Source organism: Curtobacterium sp. MCPF17_047 (assembly GCF_003234045.1).
GTDB lineage: Bacteria > Actinomycetota > Actinomycetes > Actinomycetales > Microbacteriaceae > Curtobacterium.
In genome coordinates, this window is sequence record NZ_QKSF01000006.1 from 109,635 (window position 1) to 127,361 (window position 17,727).

At 71.9% G+C, this 17,727-nt stretch carries 13 protein-coding genes; 2 read left to right on the plus strand and 11 right to left on the minus strand.

All coding sequences use genetic code 11. The features are described 5' to 3' along the window. Positions 1 to 38 precede the first annotated feature (38 nt). The 4 genes from DEJ33_RS17570 to DEJ33_RS07970 form a co-directional block, all read right to left on the minus strand. A complete protein-coding gene (locus tag DEJ33_RS17570; RefSeq protein WP_258374595.1) occupies positions 39 to 170 on the minus strand; it encodes a hypothetical protein in 132 nt (43 codons plus the stop codon). Between the two features lie 155 nt (positions 171 to 325). Beyond that, positions 326 to 2,227 carry a hypothetical protein gene (locus tag DEJ33_RS07960; RefSeq protein WP_111194662.1) on the minus strand — a complete coding sequence of 634 codons (1,902 nt, stop codon included), beginning with the start codon at positions 2,225 to 2,227 and terminating at the stop codon, positions 326 to 328. 211 nt (positions 2,228 to 2,438) lie between these two features. Continuing rightward, positions 2,439 to 2,933, minus strand: coding sequence for a peptide deformylase (gene def / locus DEJ33_RS07965; RefSeq protein ID WP_111077647.1), 495 nt, complete (start codon positions 2,931 to 2,933; stop codon positions 2,439 to 2,441). 1 nt (position 2,934) lies between these two features. Further along, entirely contained in the window at positions 2,935 to 6,345 is a 3,411-nt protein-coding gene (locus DEJ33_RS07970; RefSeq protein WP_111077648.1) for a pyruvate carboxylase, read from the minus strand. Between the two features lie 60 nt (positions 6,346 to 6,405). Here DEJ33_RS07970 and DEJ33_RS07975 point away from each other — a divergent pair, with 60 nt between their 5' ends. After that, a complete protein-coding gene (locus tag DEJ33_RS07975) occupies positions 6,406 to 7,224 on the plus strand; it encodes a ParA family protein (protein WP_111077742.1) in 819 nt (272 codons plus the stop codon). A gap of 324 nt (positions 7,225 to 7,548) precedes the next feature. Here DEJ33_RS07975 and DEJ33_RS07980 read toward each other — a convergent pair whose 3' ends face one another. From DEJ33_RS07980 to DEJ33_RS08010, 7 genes are all read right to left on the minus strand, one after another. Next, entirely contained in the window at positions 7,549 to 8,109 is a 561-nt protein-coding gene (locus DEJ33_RS07980; RefSeq protein WP_110825505.1) for a MerR family transcriptional regulator, read from the minus strand. Between the two features lie 184 nt (positions 8,110 to 8,293). Beyond that, positions 8,294 to 8,998, minus strand: a complete 705-nt coding sequence (locus DEJ33_RS07985) for a MerR family transcriptional regulator (protein WP_111194663.1) — start codon at positions 8,996 to 8,998, stop codon at positions 8,294 to 8,296. Beyond that, positions 8,998 to 9,468: an FHA domain-containing protein gene (locus DEJ33_RS07990; protein ID WP_110903079.1), complete on the minus strand. Its 471-nt coding sequence runs from the start codon at positions 9,466 to 9,468 to the stop codon at positions 8,998 to 9,000. Before DEJ33_RS07990 ends, DEJ33_RS07985 begins: the two co-directional genes overlap by 1 nt. Before the next feature lie 115 nt (positions 9,469 to 9,583). Then, on the minus strand, positions 9,584 to 11,167 hold the full coding sequence (locus tag DEJ33_RS07995; RefSeq protein WP_181437273.1) for a chitinase: 1,584 nt from the start codon (positions 11,165 to 11,167) through the stop codon (positions 9,584 to 9,586). Between the two features lie 2 nt (positions 11,168 to 11,169). After that, entirely contained in the window at positions 11,170 to 13,569 is a 2,400-nt protein-coding gene (locus DEJ33_RS08000; protein ID WP_111194664.1) for a glycosyltransferase family 2 protein, read from the minus strand. A 273-nt stretch (positions 13,570 to 13,842) separates the two neighbouring features. Continuing rightward, the gene (locus tag DEJ33_RS08005; RefSeq protein ID WP_258378128.1) at positions 13,843 to 14,850 is read right to left on the minus strand and encodes an iron chelate uptake ABC transporter family permease subunit; all 1,008 of its coding nucleotides are present in this window, start codon (positions 14,848 to 14,850) and stop codon (positions 13,843 to 13,845) included. After that, a complete protein-coding gene (locus DEJ33_RS08010; RefSeq protein WP_111077652.1) occupies positions 14,847 to 15,881 on the minus strand; it encodes an iron ABC transporter permease in 1,035 nt (344 codons plus the stop codon). The genes DEJ33_RS08005 and DEJ33_RS08010 overlap by 4 nt, the downstream gene beginning before the upstream one ends. A gap of 190 nt (positions 15,882 to 16,071) precedes the next feature. On the opposite strand from DEJ33_RS08010, the gene DEJ33_RS08015 reads away from it, so the two are divergent. Continuing rightward, the gene (locus DEJ33_RS08015) at positions 16,072 to 17,664 is read left to right on the plus strand and encodes a S1C family serine protease (protein ID WP_111194665.1); all 1,593 of its coding nucleotides are present in this window, start codon (positions 16,072 to 16,074) and stop codon (positions 17,662 to 17,664) included. The last annotated feature ends 63 nt before the right edge of the window (positions 17,665 to 17,727 follow it).

The following is a 17,727-nucleotide window of genomic DNA, read 5'->3' on the forward strand; positions in this document are numbered from 1 at the left end:
CCGACGTCGCGGTCGGACCGACGTGGCGGTCGGACCGATCAGGCCTGCGGGGCCTCGGGGGCGTCGATCGGGTCGAGGACCGCGGTCGATGCGGTGCTCGTCGAGACCTGCTCGGGGCGGCGGTTGGTGCGGGTGCGGTGCGAGCTGAGCTCGTCGTTCTGGAGTGCCATCGTGCTCGTCCTGGGAGAGTGGGAACCGCCGGCGGGTGACCGGCTGCGGAACACCGTACCTCGCGATCAGGACAGTGCGACAATCCCGCGTCCGGGTGTCACGTTCCGTCCCCCGAGGGCGTCCCCCGGTGCGACGACCGGAGGACGCGACGGGGTCAGCGGACGGTGACCGACCGACACCCGAGCAGCGGGTTCGTCGACCCGGCGCCGACGTTGATCCCGTAGGCGCAGACGTCGTGTGTGCCCGCCGAGAGCCGGACGGTCGCGGAGTACCCGGACGCGGCCGGAGCGGCGGGATGCGCCCGGACGACGTCCGGACGGGCGAGCGACGTGGACACCCGTCCGAGGCTCTTCGTCCCGGTCTTCCCGTCGTAGAGCGCGACCCCGAGCGGGTTCCGCGTGTCCGGGTCGTACGCCCAGCCCGTGACGGTGACGCCACCGCTGCCGGCGGTCGCGGAGTCGAGGCGGCCGACGGGGTCGTGCGAGCGGTCCACCGCGGCCACCGGACCGGCCTTCATGACGACCGGCGCACCGGCGGTCTCGTTGTCCGAACTGCCGTCCGGGTGCCGCAGCGTGACCTGCACGGCGTACTTGCCCGCGGGCATCGAGCCGAGTCGGAACGGCACCGAGTTCGCCCCCTTCGTCACGGCGACACCGGTGGCGATGCGCTGCCACGCCCCGCTGCCGGTGCGCACCGTGACGTCCGCGGTGCTGCCCGCCACCCAGGCGTTGTCGTGGAAGGTCACCGTGGTGGACCCGGTCGCCGCAGGGTCCGCGCGCAGGTGCACGGACTTCAGGTGCCAGACGGCCTTGCCCGGGTCCTCGTTCGGGTCGAATCGGAGGCCGGTGATCGTCTGTCCGGCCCATCCGGCCTTCGGGGTGAGGGCGTCCTCGTCCAGCGGGTTCTGTGCCGTCAGGTCGATACTCGTCTCGCTGGCGTTGCCGTTCGAGTAGGTCAGGAGGTCGTTGCCGATCTGCGGTGTGCCCGTCCCCGCGACGTTCCAGATCGCCCGGGCCATCTTGCCGCCGCCGGCCGAACCGGACAGGTCGAACGGTCCGTCGTACCGCATGTCCCACTGCAGGTAGTGGTAGGTGCTCCCCGCCATCCGTGAGACCGGCAGGTGGACCTGCGGGTCGTTCTGGTGCGGGCCGGTGTTCCGGGCGGTGATGCCCCGGCTGTCGCGGGACAGCACGGTGGTGTTCGAGTACTTGACGTGCGAGGTCGCCGTCGCCGAGGTGAAGTTCCAGGGGCGACCGGTGGTGGCCGTCGCGTAGTCCTGCCCCTGCGTGGGGTTCGGGGTGTCCACGACGAGCTGGGGTCGCGGGGTCACAGTGTAACCGGGGTAGGTCCCCGCGGGCATGCCGGCGTGGGGGTGAGAGGCGTCCGGTGCCGCGTGCAGCCGCACCCAGTCGATGCTCGCCTGCTTGCCGGTGTCACCGGCGTTCCCCGGGAGGACCACCGGGTCGAGGCGGAAGACCACCTTCTTGCCCGACCGCCACGGCACCTTCGCGAGCAGGGTCGACTGCTTCGCGAGGTCGAACGTGTAGACGTGCGGGCCCTGCACGACCGGGAAGGTGAAGCCGCCGCCGCACGCCGCGGTCTGCTCGCGGCAGGTGAACCAGTACACCGCGCCGATGCGCTTGGTCAGCGGCTGGTCCATCGAGAAGGTCAGCCGCGAGTACCGTGCCGGGTCGACCGGCTGACGAGCGCCGTCCCGGCCGGTCGCCAGGCTGCCCGAGATCGAGTGCACCAGGAACAGCTGGTCCCCCGGCGTCAATCCCACCTTGAGTGCACCGCCGGACACCGTCGCGGGGGTGCCGGAGAAGTCGGTGTTGAAGTCCGCTGCGCTGGTGAAGTCCCAGGCATCGCCGAACGCGTCGCTGGCGTAGTCGGCCGCCTCGGACTCCGTGGTCGCCGCGCTCGCCCGCACCGGCGCACCGACCACCGCGCCGAGGGTCAGACCGACCGCGACCGCGATCGCCGTGGCGACGGCCGCGGCTCGTCGCTGCCCCGGTGCGCGTGGCGCCAGCCGCTGGATGGAGGTGTCGTCGTGCATCTGTCGTCCCCTGCCTGGTCGTCCGGGGCCCGGTGACCGGGCGAACCGGTGGACAGACGACACGGCCGCTCCGACCCCCGGTTCGGGGTCGGCACGTCGGGAGCGCACGAGGTCGTCGACCGGAGCCTACGACGCCGTCCGCCGCAGCGGAAGGCGGACGGTCCACGGCGCGCAGTCGTGCGGTCCGGGCAGCCGCCGGACGTGGTGCGTCCTAGTGGAACCAGTCCTGTGCGCGGATGTCCCGGAGCGCCTGCCGGCGGGTCTCCGGGTCGAGGGTCATCACGTAGACGGTGCCGTCCAGGTGGTCGCACTCGTGCTGCAGGGCCTCGGCCATCAGTCCGGTCCCCTCGAGCTCCACCGGCTCGCCGTCGACGTCCACCCCGCGGACCCTGGCGTACGGGAAGCGCTTCGTCGGGTAGGCCAGGCCGGGCACGGACAGGCAGCCCTCGTCCATCAGCTCGGGCTCGCCGGACGTCTCGACGACCTCGGGGTTGAGGACGTACCCGACCTCCCCGTCGACGTTGTACGAGAAGGCCCGGAGCCCGACGCCGATCTGCGGCGCGGCGACGCCGGCGCGGCCGGGCTCCTGGACGGTGTCGATGAGGTCCTGCACGAGCTCGCGGACGCCGTCGGACCCGATGCGGACCGGGTCGGCGGGCGAACGGAGGACAGGGTCGCCGAACAGGCGGATGGGACGGACGGTCACGTTACTGCAGCACCACCAGGAGGTCGCCGGCGTCCACCTGCTGGGTCACCGGGATCGCGAGACGGCCGACGGTCCCCGCGACGGGTGCCGTGATGGCCGCTTCCATCTTCATCGCCTCGATGCTCGCCACGGCCTGACCGGCCTCGACGACGTCACCGACGGCGACCTTGAGCGTCACGACCCCGGAGAACGGGGCGGCGACGTGCTTCGGGTCGGACCGGTCCGCCTTCTCGGCGGCCTTGGTCTCGACGACGACCGACCGGTCGCGCACGGCCACCGGCCGCAACTGGCCGTTCATGGTCGCCATGACGGTCCGGATGCCCCGCGCGTCGACCTCGCCGATCGCCTCGAGCCCGACGAGCAGGTTCACGCCCCTGCCGAGCGGCACGACGTGCTCCTCGCCCGCCCGCAGGCCGTAGAGGTAGTCCACGGTGGGCACGACCGACAGGTCGCCGAACTCGTCGCGGACCTGCTGGAACTGCCGGGTCGGCTGCTCGAACAGCAGACGGTTCAGGGCCTGCTGCCGCGCGGTCCCCGGGGTGTCGAGCGCGGCACGCTCGTGCTCCGGCACCGGCGTCACGGCGATCCGGACGTCGCGGCCGGCCAGGACCTTCGACCGGAACGGCTCCGGCCAGCCACCGGGCAGGTCGCCGAGCTCCCCCGCCATGAACCCGATCACCGAGTCCGGCACGTCGTACTTCTCGGGGTGCTGCTCGAAGTCCGCCGGGTCAGCGTCGACCGCGGCGAGCTGCAGGGCGAGGTCGCCGACGACCTTCGACGACGGGGTGACCTTGGGCGGGCGTCCGAGGATCCGGTTCGCCTCGGCGTACCAGTCCTCGACCTGCTCGAACCGGTCGCCGAGCCCGAGCGCGATGGCCTGCTGGCGGAGGTTCGACAGCTGCCCGCCGGGGATCTCGTGCTTGTAGACGCGGCCGGTCGGCCCGGCGAGCCCGGACTCGAACGGTGCGTAGACGCGGCGGACCGCTTCCCAGTAGGGCTCGAGGTCGCCGACGGCACCGAGGTCGATGCCGGTGTCCCGCTCGGTGTGCGCGAGCGCCGCCACCAGGGCGGACATGCTCGGCTGGCTGGTCGTGCCCGCCATCGGCGCCGCAGCGACGTCGACCGCATCCGCGCCGGCACGGGAGGCCGCGAGGAGCGTCGCGAGCTGCCCGCCCGCGGTGTCGTGGGTGTGTACGTGCACCGGCTGGTCGAACCGTTCCCGCAGCGCGGCGACGAGCTTCTCGGCCGCCCCTGCGCGGAGGAGACCCGCCATGTCCTTGATCCCGATGACGTGCGCACCGGCGTCGACCATCTGCTCGGCGAGCCGCAGGTAGTAGTCGAGCGTGTAGAGGTCCTCGGCCGGGTCGAGGAGGTCGCCGGTGTAGCAGAGCGCCGCTTCCGCGACGGCCGTGCCGGTGGCGAGCACGGCCTCCAGGGCGGGACGCAGCTGACTGACGTCGTTCAGCGCGTCGAAGACCCGGAACACGTCGACGCCGGTGGCGGCGGCCTCGGCCACGAACGCGTCCGTCACCTCGGTCGGGTACGGCGTGTAGCCGACCGTGTTGCGGCCACGCAGCAGCATCTGGATCGGGATGTTCGGCATCGCCTGCCGCAGTGACGTCAGGCGTTCCCACGGGTCCTCGCCGAGGAACCGGAGGGCGACGTCGTAGGTCGCTCCGCCCCAGGCCTCGACGCTGAGCAGCTGCGGGGTGAGCCGGGCGACGTACGGGGCGACCGCGACGAGGTCCTTCGTGCGGACCCGGGTGGCGAGGAGCGACTGGTGCGCGTCCCGCATCGTGGTCTCGGTGACGGCCAGGGCGGTCTGTGCGCGGAGCGACCGTGCCCACTCGGCCGGTCCGACGCGGAGCAGCAGGTCGCGCTGCCCCTCGGGGAGCGGCGCGGTGAGGTCGGCGGTCGGCAGCTTCAGTGCCGGGTCGACCACGTGCGCGGCGGGCGAGCCGTTCGGCTTGTTCACCGTGACGTCCGCGAGCCAGTTGAGCACCTTCGTGCCGCGGTCCTTCGACACGTGGCCGTCGAAGAGCTGCGGACGCTCGCCGATGAACGCCGTGGAGACGTCACCGCGGGCGAAGTCCGGGTCCTCCAGGACGGCCTGCAGGAACGGGATGTTCGTGCTGACGCCGCGGATCCGGAACTCGGCGAGGGCGCGACGCGCGCGCGCGACCGCCGCCGGGAAGTCACGACCGCGGCACGTCATCTTCGCGAGCATCGAGTCGAAGTGCGGGCTGATCTGCGCACCCGTGGCCACCGTGCCGCCGTCCAGGCGGACGCCGGCACCGCCCGGGCTGCGGTAGGTGGTGATGCGGCCGGTGTCGGGCCGGAAGCCCTGCGTCGGGTCCTCGGTCGTGATGCGGGTCTGCAGCGCCGCGCCGTGCACCGACACCGTGTCCTGCGACAGCCCGAGGTCGGCGAGGGTCTCCCCCGCGGCGATGCGCATCTGCGACTGGACGAGGTCGACGTCGGTGACCTCTTCCGTCACGGTGTGCTCGACCTGGATGCGCGGGTTCATCTCGATGAAGACGTGCTGGCCGGCCCGCTCGCCCACGGTGTCGAGCAGGAACTCGACCGTGCCGGCGTTGACGTACCCGATCGACCGGGCGAAGGCCACGGCGTCCCGGTGCAGTGCCGCGGCGACGGCGGGGTCGAGGTTCGGCGCCGGGGCGATCTCGACGACCTTCTGGTTCCGGCGCTGCACCGAGCAGTCCCGCTCGAACAGGTGGATCGTGCCGGCGTCGGTGCCGGAGGCGTCGGCCAGGATCTGGACCTCGATGTGGCGCGGCCGCAGCACCGCCATCTCGAGGAACATCGTCGGGTCACCGAACGCACTGTCGGCTTCGCGCATGGCCTCTTCGAGCGCCGGCCGGAGCTCGGCGGGTGTCTCGACGCGGCGCATGCCACGACCACCACCACCGGCGACGGCCTTCGCGAACACCGGGAACCCGATCGCTTCGGCACCCGCGACGAGTTCGTCGACGTCGCGACTGGCCGGGGTGCTCGCGAGCACCGGGACGCCCGCGGCGATGGCGTGCTCCTTCGCGGTCACCTTGTTGCCGGCCATCTCGAGCACGTGCTCGCCCGGGCCGATGAAGGTGATGCCGGCCGCAGCGGCCGCGGCGGCGAGCTCCGGGTTCTCGGACAGGAACCCGTAGCCGGGGTAGATCGCGTCCGCGCCCGACTCGCGGGCCACCCGGATGATCTCCGAGACGTCCAGGTACGCGCGGACCGGGTGGCCGCGTTCGCCGATCAGGTAGGCCTCGTCGGCCTTCAACCGGTGCAGGGAGTTGCGGTCTTCGTACGGGTAGACCGCCACGGTCCGGGCACCGAGTTCGTACGCTGCACGGAAGGCCCGGATGGCGATCTCGCCACGGTTCGCGACCAGGATCTTGGTGAACACGAGGTCCCTTTCAGCCCGGGTTGAGGTCTCACAACCTTACTGGCGGTAACGTTGCTCATCGTGCATGTACTCAGCGTGAGCTCCCTCAAGGGCGGTGTCGGCAAGACGACGGTGACGCTCGGCCTGACGTCAGCGGCGTTCGCCAAGGGTCTGCGCACCCTCGTGGTGGACCTCGACCCCCAGTCGGACGTCTCCACGGGCCTTGACATCAACCTGACCGGTCACCTCAACGTGGCCGACGTCCTCGAGAACCCGAAGGAGAAGATCGTCCGCCAGGCCATCGCGCCGTCCGGCTGGACGAAGGGTTCCCAGGGCAAGATCGACGTCATGGTCGGATCGCCCTCGGCCATCAACTTCGACGGGCCGCACCCGTCGATCCGCGACATCTGGAAGCTGGAGGAGGCGCTGGCGAACGTCGAGGCCGACTACGACCTCGTCCTCATCGACTGTGCCCCGTCCTTGAACGCGCTGACCCGAACCGCGTGGGCCGCCTCCGACCGGGTCTCCGTCGTCACCGAGCCCGGACTGTTCTCCGTCGCCGCCGCCGACCGGGCCCTCCGCGCGATCGAGGAGATCCGTCGTGGTCTCTCGCCGCGCCTCCAGCCCCTCGGCATCATCGTGAACCGCGCTCGGGTGCAGTCGCTCGAGCACCAGTTCCGCATCAAGGAGCTCCGCGACATGTTCGGGCCGCTCGTGCTCTCGCCGCAGCTGCCGGAGCGCACGTCGCTCCAGCAGGCGCAGGGTGCGGCGAAGCCCCTGCACGTCTGGCCGGGTGAGTCCGCGCAGGAGATGGCACGGAACTTCGACCAGCTGCTGGAGCGGATCATGCGCACGGGCAAGATCGGGCCGTACGCGGACGGCGCGGGCGCGATCGCCTGACGCTCGTTCGTCAGCACGAAGGGTCGCCTCCGGGCGGCCCTTCGTCGTTCCCGGGGGTCCCCGGCGGTGCCACGTGCTGGGGTGGTGGCCGGTGTCGGCCGCGATCACCTGCCGACCGGACGGGACCAACGCGGTCCTCCGCGCCTCCCGAGGTCGCGCAACACGCCGCATGACCGCTGCCGACGTCGCTCGAACTGTCGGCCCGCAGCCGTGGAGGCGGCAGAACACGCGACCTCGCCGAGCACACGCGGGACGGGAGGCGCGGGGCGCGGCAGTCAGGCGGGCGTCGGAACCGGGATGGTCACGACACGACAGCCGGGACGGTCAGGACGCGCGGGTGGCGCGGCGGGCAGCGAGCTCGTCGCTCGGGTCCTCCGCGGGGGTGGCGTCGAGCTCCACCAGGGAGGACTCGACCTCGCGCAGGACCTTGCCGACGGCGATGCCGAAGACACCCTGTCCGCGGGAGACCAGGTCGATGACCTCGTCGTCCGAGGTGCACAGGTACACCGAGGCGCCGTCGGACATCAGGGTCGTCTGCGCCAGGTCGCTCACGCCGGCTTCACGGAGCTGGTTGACGGCGGTGCGGATCTGCTGCAGGGAGATCCCGGTGTCGAGCAGGCGCTTGACGAGCTTCAGGACGAGGATGTCGCGGAAGCCGTAGAGCCGCTGCGACCCCGAGCCCGCAGCACCGCGGATCGTGGGCTGCACGAGTTCGGTGCGGGCCCAGTAGTCGAGCTGTCGGTAGCTGATGCCGGCTGCCTTCGCGGCGACGGTGCCGCGGTAGCCGTTCTGCTCGTCGTGCTCGGGCAGGCCGTCGGTGAAGAGCAGCCCGAGGTCGTACCGCGTCATGTCAGACGGGGTACCGGGGACATCGTTCCCACTCATCAGCTTGCCTTCCACGACGATCGAGCTCCCACCCGAAGCTTCAACAGCGGGTTGAGAGTTGTTCCGAGGTCCACGGTAGCGAGTCGGGCGGCGTGGAAGCGGGACATCCGCACCGGCGCGTCCGGCGTGTCGAGGATATGCCCCGGCACCGGCCGCCGTCGAGGGTCCGACCCGCCCGGGCCGCTCACGAGTCGAGCCGACCGATGGCCGCACGGATGAGTGACGAGCGGATGACCTCGAGGTGTCCGGCGATCTCCCGGGCGAGTTCGAGCGCCTTCGCGCGGGACGTGGCGTCACCGCGACGGGACACCGGCATGAGCGCGGACTCGATGAGGCCGACCTCGCGCTCGGCGGTGCTGCGGAAGGTGCGGAGGTGCCGGGGCTCGATGCCGGAGCGCTGCAGCTCGACGAGGGCCTTCAGCACACCGACCGAGTCCTCGCCGTAGGTGTCGGTCGCCGGGATGAGCGAGGCGGACACCGCGTCGCCCACGAGCATCGGCGACGCCCCGGCAGCACGCTGCAGTTCGTCGCGGGAGTACCGGCGCTCGCGCCCGAGCATCGACGGCCGCGGCGCGTCGCCACCGCCCGGGAGGGTCGGTTCGCGTCCGGCGTCGAGGTCGGCCAGGTAGTCCTTGATGACCTTGAGCGGCAGGTAGTGGTCACGCTGCAGCCCGAGCACGATGCGCAGCCGGTCGACGTCGGCCGACGAGAACTTCCGGTAGCCGCTCTGGGTGCGCACCGGTGTGACGAGCTCGCGCTCCTCGAGGAAGCGCAGCTTGGAGCTCGACAGGTCGGGGAACTCCGGCTTCAGGCGGGCGAGGACCTGCCCGATCGTGAGCAGGTCCGGCGCCGGGGACACCGCCCGCGCCGCAGCGGAGCGGGGTGCCACTACGCGTTCGCCAGGCGCGCCAGGTCGACCCGGGAGGCGTAGAACGTCAGCCGGAACTTGCCGACCTGGACTTCGGAGCCGTCGACGAGCAGTGCTTCGTCGATGCGGACACCGTCGAAGTACGTCCCGTTCAGGGAACCGAGGTCCTTCACGCTGAACGACGTCCCGCGACGGACGAAGTCGGCGTGCTTGCGCGACACCGTCACGTCGTCGAGGAAGATGCTCGCGTCGGGGTGTCGGCCGGCCGTCGTGACGTCGGAGTCGAGGAGGAACCGCGCACCGACGTTCGGGCCGCGACGGACGACGAGCAACGCCGAACCCGACGGCAGCGCCGAGATCGCGTCGCGTTCTTCCGCTGTGACTCCGGCCTCGGGCGTGAGCGCGGCGGCGTTCTCCATGCTGAAGGTCAGCGTGGTGTCGACCAGCCGCTGTTCCGGACGTCCCGGCTGCGGGACCACTGGATCTGGCATCGTGGACCTCCTCCTCTTGGTCGCCCAGCGTATCGGAAACGAGCGCGTCAGCGAGAGCCCCGTCCCCAGGGGACACGGGAGGCTCCCCACCGGCGGGTGGGGAGCCTCCCGTCCGTCAACCGGCGGACCCCGCCGGGGCGGCCTTCCCGGACCCCACGTCGTGCAGGATCTCCTGGACCTCGGAGTCCTTGAGGCGCGTCCAGGGCGAGCCGTCGGGGTCGCTGGTCGAGGCCTCCGGGCTGTCGCCGGTGTTCCACCACTTCGCCTGGTACGGCGTGCCGTCGAACAGGACCCGGTCGCCGGTGTCGTAGGTCGTGGTGCCCGACCACGCCGGGTACGTCCCGGTCGGCAGGCTCACGGGCGCGACCGGCTTCTCACCCGGCAGCACCGGGCCGACGAGCTGCCACGGCGTCTCGTACGAGCTGAGCACGGCGTCGTCGGGCAGGTCACCGGAGGTCCACCACTTGGCCTCGTAGACGTTGTGGTGCCAGACGGTCTTCGTGCCCTCGAGGTAGGCCGACTCCTTGTCCCACACCGGGTAGGGGCTGGTCGACGGGTCGTCCGACGGCTGCGTGGTCGAGGACGGCTCGGCCTTCGTGACGTCGCCCGAAGCCGCGACGATGCCGCCGCCGAAGCCCTTGCCGAGCACGTCCGCGAACAGCTTGCCGTCCTGGTCGACCCCCGAGCACGAGTTCGACACGGTGGACAGGTTCACGTAGTTCGAGCCGCAGGTGGTGTCACGGTTGAGGGACCACATCGACATCCGGCCGAGCCCGGTCTGGCGTGCCCAGGTGTTGAGCTTCGCGGCGTCGGACATCGTGAAGACCTCGTCCTGCACGTCGTTCTGGCCGATCATCGGCGTCGCGCCGATCTTGTGCCAGAGCGTGCCGTCGCCGAGCGGGGTGCCGGCGCGGGTGTACAGGATGCCGAGCTGGCGGTGCACCTGCTGCAGGGTCTCGACCGAGGCGGAGTACATGCTCTGACTCGAGCCCTTGCTGGTGCCGTAGTCCATCGTCATGGCGTTGACGCCGGCCAGGTCGACCCCGGCTCGCAGGAACTGCGACACCGCCTTCGTGCCGTCGGCGGTCAGGCCGCCCGGCGCGGCGGGCAGGGTGAGCCACACGGCGAGCGGGTGCCCGGCGCCGCGACGCTGCTCCTGCAGGGCGGCGACGGCCTCGGCGCGACGCTTGCCGGCGTCCGCCTTGGTGAGGTCGTCGCTCTCGATGTCGAAGTCGACCGTGGAGACGTCGTAGCGCTTGACCACGCGCTGGTACGCCGACACGAGCTTCTTCGGGTCGGTGCAGGTCGAGGCGAGTTCGTCGTTCGCCAGGCCACCGAAGGACACCCCGACGGCGCCCTTCTGCTGCTCCAGTCGGGCGATGCGGCGGTCCAGGTCGAGCTGGTCCCCTGCTTCCTCGAGCCCGTAGGCCGCGCCCCACGTCGGCGTGCAGGCCTCGTCGTGGTCCGCGACGACGAAGGACAGCATGACGTCGCGGCCCTTCGCGGACTTGACGTCCTCGAACGGGAACGTCGGGGTGACGGTGACGTCCGTGTACGCGGCGAACCAGGGCTCCACCGTCTCGGATGCCTGGGCGCTCTGCCACCGGTCGACGCCGGCGTACCCGCCGACGGCGACCGCGAGGGCGACCACGGTGGCCAGGGTGACCCGGACCGGAGAGAGTCGTCGTGTGGTGCTCATGGTCAGGCCGCCGTCTTCTCGTCGTGCTGCACGGCGAGGCCGTGCCGGATGCCGGTGGTGCCGGTCCCGAGGTGGTCGGTCCCCAGGTGCTCGGGGATGGTGGTGCCGCGCTGGCCGAAGTAGAGCACGGAGCGCCAGTCCTCGGTCGCGGGTGGTGCCGCCGGGACGAGACCGCGACGGACCGCCTTCGCGGTGGCGCGCTCCTCCTTCCGGGCGGCACGGCGTGCGGCGCGGGCGGACGGGTCGTAGAACATCCATCTCGTCGCCCAGATGAAGACGTCGACGACGGAGTTCCACAGGCCGATGTAGGCGACGATCGCGTACATCGCGAGCAGGGCGTTGAACGCGGCGAACACCGCGTTGCCCCAGTTCTGCGCGCCGAAGTCCCGCACGAACGTGAACACCGAGAACGCGACCATCGCGTACGGGGCCAGGACGTAGAGCGCCGGCGAGGCGGTGCGGTCCTTGACCTTCGGCGTCCGGGCGAACGGGATCTTCTTCGCGGTGAGCGCCTGCTGCACGCTCTTCAACACGCCGGCGACGTTCACCGGCATCAGGACGAGGTTGAAGCCGTAGATGCGCAGGATGTCGGTGCGCTTGTAGCCGCAGTACCGCAGGTCGCTCGCAAAGAGCCAGAAGTACGGCAGGGCGGCGAGCAGCACCATCGGGCTGAGCAACCGCGAGTCGTACGGGTACGCCAGCAGGAAGATCAGGCCGAGCGAGCCCCACGCGATGGACGCCATGTAGTTGACGCGGAGTGCCATCTCGACGACGCTCACGCGCTCACCTCGGGCCCGGCGCTCGCGCACCTGTCGGATGTACTTCGGCAGGATGAGCAGGCCGCCGTTCGCCCAGCGTCGCCGCTGCACGATCAGCGAGCCGAAGTCCGGCGGGGTCGCACTGTAGGACAGCCGCTCCGGGTAGTTGACGAGGGTCCAGCCGTGCATGCCGAGGTCGACACTCGACTCGGTGTCCTCGATGACCGTGCGGTCCTGCACGTACCGCTTCACCTCGAAGCCGCCGACGGTCTCGGTCTCCTCGATGTCGCGGAGCGCCCGGGTGCGGATGACCGCGTTCGCGCCGACCCAGAACGTGGCGCCGTACTTCGACATGCCCTGGTGGAGGATGTGCTGGATGTCCGTCGTGGCACCGGCGAGGCGCTCGATGCGGGTCGCGGCACCGCGGAAGGACGAGTACGGCGTCTGGGTGACGGCGACGCGCTCGTTCTCCGGCTGCTCGAGGAAGTAGACCAGGCGGAGGCAGTAGTCGCGGAGCAGCACCGAGTCGGCGTCGAGCGTCAGCACGTAGTCGGACGCGGGGACGACCAGGTCGGCGTCGGCCGGGTCGGTGACGGTGCGCAGGACGGTGCCGGACGCGGTCTCCTCGTGGCGGTAGGCGCCGCCGAGCAGACCGATGTACGAGTTCAGGTTCATCGCCTTGTTCGCCTCGTGTGAGAGGTTCGCGTAGCGCTTCCGCTCGAAGGTGGTCAGCTCGGCGGTGAAGGTCCAGGCCAGGCGACGCTGCAGCTCGACCGCGCGCGCCGAGGTCACGTCGGTGGACTCGGCGTCCCCGGCGTCGGTGATCGCGGCGTCGAGCGCCTCGGCCGTCAGGCGGAACTCGTCTGCCAGGCCGACGAGGACCTGGTCGGTGAAGAAGTGGTCGACGTGGTCGGCGACACCGTGCTCGCGGGCGTGGCGGCGGAGCCAGGCGTCTGCCCAGCGGTGGTGCGCGACCAGGGTGCGCACGGCCTCCACGGAGGCGTGCGGGGCGCCCGCGGCCTCGATCTCGGCGGAGAGCAGGGCCTCCTGGAACCGGCGCGACGGCGCGGCGAGCTGCGCCTGGATGGTGTCGGCGACGGCGCGGGTGCGTTCGAGCTTCGCGGCGGTCTCCGGGTCGGTCGGGAACGGCGAGTCGTCGACGAGCAGCACGATGCGGAGGTTCGGGTACTCCTGCAGTGCGGCGGACCACAGCGTGGTCGCGACGACCTCGGGCTCCTCGGCGTAGCTCGGGACGAGGACGGTGAGCGGCGACTCGTGCCCCTCGGCGAAGTGCCGGTCGAGCTCGGCGCGCGGGACGCGGACGTGGGTGGCGAAGCGCTCGAGTGCCCCCTGGCGGGCGACCAGGTGCATCAGGGCTGAGAAGGTCAGGAAGGTGACGACGACGGTGTACGAGATCGCCTCGGTGGTGAACCGGAAGCTCTCGGTGCCGGAGTCCAGGAACTGGCGGATCACGGTGTAGACGACGTAGGCCAGCCAGAACGCGATCGTCAGGATGATGGCGACCCGGCCGGAGACGAGCTTCCGGTCGGAGGGGCGGGCGTGGATCGTGTCGAGCGGCTGGGTCCGCCGCTCGGCACCCCACTGGCGGCGGCGCATCGGGGCGCCGTCGAGCTGTTCGGGCATGCTGTCCTTCGTTCGTACCGGACCAGCAGCCGTCGGGTGTGGGCGCTGTCGGGAGTCCGGTGGTCGTCGATGACGGTACGGCGACGGCTGTCGACGTGCGGACCCTCGGACGGGGGGTTCCGGGCACCTCGTGCGGGATCCCGCAAGCCTGCGCGCGGAGCCGCAGCGACCCCGCGTCCGGGGGTGACGCGGCGAGTCCGACCGCTGGCTGGGCACGGCCTGGAGGCACGCTGCACGACCTGGGACCGGCTGCGGCCAGGCGGTGGGCGGGTCTCAGCGCCCGCGGGCGAGCAACCAGAGCAGGTAGGGCGCTCCGACGAGTCCGGTGACCACGCCCACCGGCAGGGTCACGCCTGGCAACGCGAACTGCGCCACGAGGTCGGACCCGAGGGTGACCACGGCACCGACGGCCGCGGCCGGGCCGAGGGCGATCCTGCCGCCGCCGACGAGTCGCCGGGCGATGGGCGCGGCCATCAGTGCGACGAACGAGACCGGTCCGGCGGTGGCGACGGCACCGGCGGTGAGGAGCACCGCGGTGAGCAGGAGCAGCACCTTCGCCCGGTCCGGTCGGAGCCCGAGGGACGCCGCGACGTCGTCCCCGAGCGTCAGCACCGCGAGCCGCGGCGACTGCAGGAGGGCGAGCGCCATGAGCACGAGGAAGCCGACCAGGAGTGCGTCGACGACGGTGCGGTCGACGGCGTTGAGGCTGCCGGAGAGCCACAGGAGCGCAGTTCCGGCCTGCTGCACGCTGCCGCTGGTGAGCAACCAGCCGGTCACGCTGAGGGCCATCGCGCCGACGCCGACGCCGACGAGGACGACCCGGTTGCCGGTGATCCCCCGCCGCCAGGCCAGCGCGGCGATGAGCACCGCGACGGCGACCGCGCCGACGAGCACCACACCGAAGAGCAGCACGCCGGAGGCGCCGAACAGGACGATCGCCACGAGGCCGGAGGCGCTGGCCCCGGCGGTGATGCCGATGATGTCCGGGCTGGCGATCGGGTTGCGGACGACGCTCTGCACGATCGCCCCCGCCGCACCGAGACTGGCCCCGACGAGGACGGCCGCCAGGACGCGCGGCCCACGGAGCTGCCCGAGCACGAAGTCCGAGATCGTGTCGCCGTGCCCGACGAGGGCGCCGAGGACCTGCGCGGGCGAGAGCGGGATGTCACCGACGCCGAGTCCGACCAGGACGAGGACGACGAGCGCGGCCACGGCGCCGACGAGGACGACGAGCTCCCGGCGGAGCGTGCCCCGCCGACGGTCCGCCACGGTGCCGCTCACAGTCCTCGCACCGCCCGGGACCGGACGAGTGCGATGAAGACCGGGGCGCCGATGAGGGCGGTGACGATGCCGACCTGCAGCTCCCCCGGGTACGCGACGACCCGGCCGATGACGTCGGCGACGAGCAGGAGCGCGGGGGCGACGACCGCCGACAGGAGGATCGTCCAGCGGTGGTCGGGCCCGGACAGTCGGCGGACGGCGTGCGGCACGGCGAGCCCGACGAAGGCGACGGGTCCGGCGGCGGCGACCGCGGAACCGGCGAGGAGCACGGTGACGACGGCGCCGACGGCCCGGACGAGCACGACGCGCTGTCCGAGCGACGCCGCGAGCTCGTCGCCGAGCGCCAGGGTGTTGAGCGAGCGTCCGAGACCGACGGCGATGACGAGCCCGACGACGACCGGCGTCACGACGACACCCGCGGTGCCGAGGTCCCCGCCTGCGAGGGCCCCGACCTGCCAGAAGCGGAGCTGGTCGAGCAGGCTGGCGTTGGTGACGAGCACCGCGGTCGTGACCGACGAGAGCGCGGCAGCCGTGACGGCTCCGGACAGGGCGAGCCCGACCGGGGTCAGCCCACCGCGGGCGACGGCCGCGATGCCGTACACGAGCAGTGCGGCCAGAGCAGCCCCGGCGAACGCGAAGGGCAGGTAGGTGGCGGTGCCGCTGATGCCGAACACCGCGATGCCGACGACGACCGCGAGCGCGGCGCCGGCGTTGACGCCGAGGATGCTCGGGTCGGCGAGCGGGTTGCGGGTGATCCCCTGCATGACGGCCCCGGCGACGCCGAGGGCAGCGCCGGCGAGCAGCCCGACGACGGTGCGGGGCACGCGGTTGCCGAGCACGATGAGCCCGATCTCGTCGTGTCGCCCCGGGTGGAGGAGCGTGTCGACGACGACACCGAGCGGGATCGGACGCGACCCGACGGCGACGCTCAGCGCGCAGGCGACCGCGAGCACCACGACCGCGAGGACGGTGGCGAGCACCAGCCGGGACACGGGAGCGGGCGCGGGAGGCGCGACGGATCGGGATCGCATGGGAAGTGAGGCGAGCCTAACGGATGGCCCTCCCGGGGCGGGCCCGCGGGGCCGCGGTGCCGCTGTCGGCAACCGTCGAGCAGCTGCTCGGCACCACCATGGTCGGTTCATAGGGTCGTCATGGGATCGAGGCCTGTACTGACATCCATCGGCGGCCGACGGGGCCGCGAGGAACGACCGGAGAGCACCGATGAACGAGACCCCGAACCCCACCCCGGACGACGAGCGTCGCGAGCCGGGGCACGTCCAGCAGCCGGAGCACACCCCGCAGCAGGAGCAGCCTGCGTCGTGGGAGCAGCCTGCGTCGTGGGAGCCGCCGCACGCGGACCGGTCGGCCCTCCGCTCAGCCTTCGCCTTCGACGGCTCCGGTCCGTACCTGTACGGGCCCGACGGCTCCGGTCCGTACGCCTACTCCCCCGACGGCCGTGGCCCGTACCTCGTCGGCAGCCCGGCGCTGGGTGGGACGCAACAGCACGGCGGGCAGTACGCCGGGCAGTACGGGGGCGCGCAGCACGGCGCAGCGGACCCGGTGGCGCCGCATGGCTGGACCGGGGCGTTCGGCACGGCACCCGGCACGAACCGGCGCTCCCGGAAGCTGGCACTGGTGATCGGCTCGGGCATCACGGCGCTCGCGATCGTCGGCGCTGCCGGTGGCACCGCGCTCGGGCTGTCGTCGGTGCACACCACGACGACGTCCAGCCAGACCCAGGGCAGTTCCTCCCAGGGCACCACCACGACTCCGGGGAACGGCACGATCCCGGGTGACGGCAGCGGCACGAACGGCTTCACCGTCCCCGGCCAGGGGACCGACGGCTCGGGCACGGACGGCACCGGCAGCACCGGCAGCACGTCCGAGTCCGCAGCCACCCCGGCGACCGCCGCGCAGAAGAAGGGCGTCGTGACGATCGACACCGTGATCGGCTACGACCAGTCCCAGCAGGCCGCCGGCACCGGCATGGTCCTGACCTCCGACGGCACCGTCCTGACGAACAACCACGTCATCCAGGGCGCCACGTCGATCCGGGTCACCGACGAGACGACGGGCGAGCAGTACACCGCCGACGTGGTGGGCACCGACGCGACGAACGACGTCGCGGTCCTCAAGCTGCGCGACGCCTCCGGGCTGTCCACCGTCACCCTCGACGACGACGGCGGTGCCTCGACCGGTGACACGATCACCGACGTCGGCAACGCCGAGGGCACCGGTGACCTGGTGGCCGCCGAGGGGACCGTGACCGCCACCGACCAGGACATCCAGGTGCAGAGCGAGTCGGGCACCGGGACCGAGTCCCTGACCGGTCTCCTGCAGCTCGCCGCACAGGTCGTCTCGGGCGACTCCGGCGGGCCGGTCCTGGACAGTGAGGGCGAAGTCGTCGGCATGGCGACCGCGGCGTCCTCCGGGACCGCCGACGTCACCGGGTTCGCGATCCCGATCAGCACGGCGAAGTCGATCGCGGACGAGATCCTGGCGGGTGACTCCTCGGGCACGATCACGATCGGCCTGCCGGCGTTCCTCGGTGTGCAGATCAGCAGCACCGCGACCGGGACGACCAGCGGTGTGCCGATCGCCGGCACCGTCGAGGGCTCCGGGGCCGCGAGCGCCGGCCTGGCCGCGGGCGACACGATCACGAGTGTCGACGGCACCGCGGTCACGAGCTCGGACCAACTGACGGAGCTCATCAGCGGGCACGACGTCGGCGACCGGGTCTCGGTCGGCTACACGACGAGCGACGGCACCGCGACGACCGCGACCGTCACCCTGACGGCCGGTCCCGCCGCCTGACGCACCTGCAGCACGACACCCGCGCCTCCCCGCGCGGGTGTCGTGCTGTCCGGGGCGGTGCAG

What these genes read in the sequence shown, in the direction of transcription:
- DEJ33_RS07990 (WP_110903079.1), bottom strand. Translation starts at nt 9,468, where the DNA reads ATGCCAGATCCAGTGGTCCCGCAGCCGGGACGTCCGGAACAGCGGCTG.
- DEJ33_RS08010 (WP_111077652.1), bottom strand. Translation starts at nt 15,881, where the DNA reads ATGCGATCCCGATCCGTCGCGCCTCCCGCGCCCGCTCCCGTGTCCCGG.
- DEJ33_RS08015 (WP_111194665.1), top strand. Translation starts at nt 16,072, where the DNA reads ATGAACGAGACCCCGAACCCCACCCCGGACGACGAGCGTCGCGAGCCG.
- DEJ33_RS07995 (WP_181437273.1), bottom strand. Translation starts at nt 11,167, where the DNA reads ATGAGCACCACACGACGACTCTCTCCGGTCCGGGTCACCCTGGCCACC.
- DEJ33_RS07960 (WP_111194662.1), bottom strand. Translation starts at nt 2,227, where the DNA reads ATGCACGACGACACCTCCATCCAGCGGCTGGCGCCACGCGCACCGGGG.
- DEJ33_RS07980 (WP_110825505.1), bottom strand. Translation starts at nt 8,109, where the DNA reads ATGAGTGGGAACGATGTCCCCGGTACCCCGTCTGACATGACGCGGTAC.
- DEJ33_RS08000 (WP_111194664.1), bottom strand. Translation starts at nt 13,569, where the DNA reads ATGCCCGAACAGCTCGACGGCGCCCCGATGCGCCGCCGCCAGTGGGGT.
- DEJ33_RS17570 (WP_258374595.1), bottom strand. Translation starts at nt 170, where the DNA reads ATGGCACTCCAGAACGACGAGCTCAGCTCGCACCGCACCCGCACCAAC.